Below are 1,868 nucleotides of genomic sequence, written 5' to 3' on the forward strand. Positions count from 1 at the left end.
CAAATAATTACTGATTGGTATAAGCGCTGCGCACTTGTCATAAACCTTTCGCACTATACTTGCGCAAAAGAAGCGCTCTCACTGCGTTCGCAGTCGCTAATTTTGCACTATAGCGCAAGGTGAAATGAGCAACTTTCACAGTAGCTACTCTCTTCATTCTGAAACACTTTTCACACGCGTAAATAATTACACCCTCAACTCCAGTTGAGTTTACTTGCCTAACGAACATTCATTTCTTCCTTGCTTACTGAAAAGAGTCTTACCTTAGCTGCGGTTAGAACTATTCACTTCACCTTGCGCAAAAGAACCGTACTCACTACGTTCGCTGTCGGTAACCTTTTGCACTATATTTGAAACAAGCTTAACTAATGGCTATGCTTTAAAGGTATTTAGAAAAGGTTTGATGTGTGTCGCTATACTTAATTTATTTACTTGTTATGTTTGCTTTATTCGGCACATCAGCGAGTTATTTTGCGCGTTTTATTTATCGCTACTGGGTTCATAAAGATATGGATCAAACGCTGATCTATAAAGCTGGAGGGTGCGCCCTATTGATAATGACATTGTCAGCAATAGGGGCTTTGCTATTTTAGTTACTTATTGTAAAGCTCTCACACTTGCTCTTAATACAGAGAGATTGAATAGGAAGTACTTGTTTGCAAGTTTCATCAGGGGTTTGTCTTTCGTTCAGTATTCGCTCTTGTGTAGTTTCAGCATCAGCCAAGCGTTCTACTTCATTTTCATCAACATTCTTAGTCGAAAACACAACATAATTACTTGGGCCACCACACGCTGCTCTCTCACCTACACCTATTACTTTGCATTGAAAGCTCGCATCACAGCTTAGATCAGCTACATAAGCTTTCAGGGTGTTGCTCTCTTCGAACTGAGTACCTGTTGAGGACTGACAGCCTGATAACATGAGCAGAGTTGATATAACTAGGGCCAAAACTGTTTTCATGTATGTTCCTTTTATTGCGCGATATAAGTACTGTCGCTTAGTGTAACACACTTGTTATTGATACATTGTGTCGTCGGCTTAGTTAACATGGCGCAGATGCTTTGCATACCTGATTGCGCATTATAAAGACTCTCGTACTTTGTCAGTTTATCTGCAACAGTTTTGGCTGTCTCATCAGTTGTAATTTTAGTTGAGTAAAGCATATAGTGGCTAGGACCACCGCAAGCTCGGTTGCCAGCAGCTATTACCTTACATTGTGCATTGGAATCACACTCATTGTTTTTCTCTATTGCGCTTATATCAGCTCTAAGAGAGTTTAAAGTTTCTTGAGATACCTTTTCTAAACCTAGCTCAGTTTTATCTACGTTTGAAAGCTCGGTCACTTTAGGTGCAGACGCAGGCTTATCTTCCGTTGTAGAGCTCACCTTTTCAGCGCTCTGTGGTTTTGCCTGTTCGGTATTATTCATTTCATCAGTTTGACCACAGGCTGATAAAACGAATAAAACAGCTGTGAAGACAATGGCTTTTTGCATAACGTGTTTCGCTCTTTTTTCAATCAGTTTGCATCTTATTGAAAATTTATTCAAGCATAGTGAAAATGAACCTGTTATGTAGAACAGTGACTTAATACATTAATAAAGCACTTTCTGTTTAGTTGCTTTGCTCACGTTAAAATAGCTTGTTGAACAAAGAAGGGACATCAATCGTTTATGGATTTAATGTGACTAAAATTCAGGTATAAAAAAACCGCTGTTAAGCGGTTTTAATACAAGTTAATGGCGGAGAAGGAGGGATTCGAACCCTCGATAGGGCTACAAACCCTATACTCCCTTAGCAGGGGAGCGCCTTCAGCCACTCGGCCACCTCTCCGGCGCAAACTTTAAATGTGGCGGAGAGATAGGGATTT

General features: G+C 40.1%; 2 protein-coding genes and 1 tRNA gene. All 3 read right to left on the reverse strand.

The genetic code is table 11. The annotated features are described in order from the left end of the window. Nucleotides 1-589 precede the first annotated feature (589 nt). Nucleotides 590-961, reverse strand: a complete 372-nt coding sequence (locus C1E24_RS20760; RefSeq protein ID WP_138484813.1) for a hypothetical protein — start codon at nt 959-961, stop codon at nt 590-592. 11 nt (nt 962-972) lie between these two features. Continuing rightward, the gene (locus C1E24_RS20765; protein ID WP_138484815.1) at nt 973-1,494 is read right to left on the reverse strand and encodes a hypothetical protein; all 522 of its coding nucleotides are present in this window, start codon (nt 1,492-1,494) and stop codon (nt 973-975) included. Between the two features lie 244 nt (nt 1,495-1,738). Then, a tRNA-Ser gene (locus C1E24_RS20770) sits at nt 1,739-1,831 on the reverse strand. Nucleotides 1,832-1,868: the final 37 nt, after the last annotated feature.

The organism is Pseudoalteromonas phenolica (genome assembly GCF_005876835.1).
GTDB classification, from domain to species: domain Bacteria; phylum Pseudomonadota; class Gammaproteobacteria; order Enterobacterales; family Alteromonadaceae; genus Pseudoalteromonas; species Pseudoalteromonas phenolica_B.

What these genes read in the sequence shown, in the direction of transcription:
- C1E24_RS20760 (WP_138484813.1), bottom strand. Translation starts at nt 961, where the DNA reads ATGAAAACAGTTTTGGCCCTAGTTATATCAACTCTGCTCATGTTATCA.
- C1E24_RS20765 (WP_138484815.1), bottom strand. Translation starts at nt 1,494, where the DNA reads ATGCAAAAAGCCATTGTCTTCACAGCTGTTTTATTCGTTTTATCAGCC.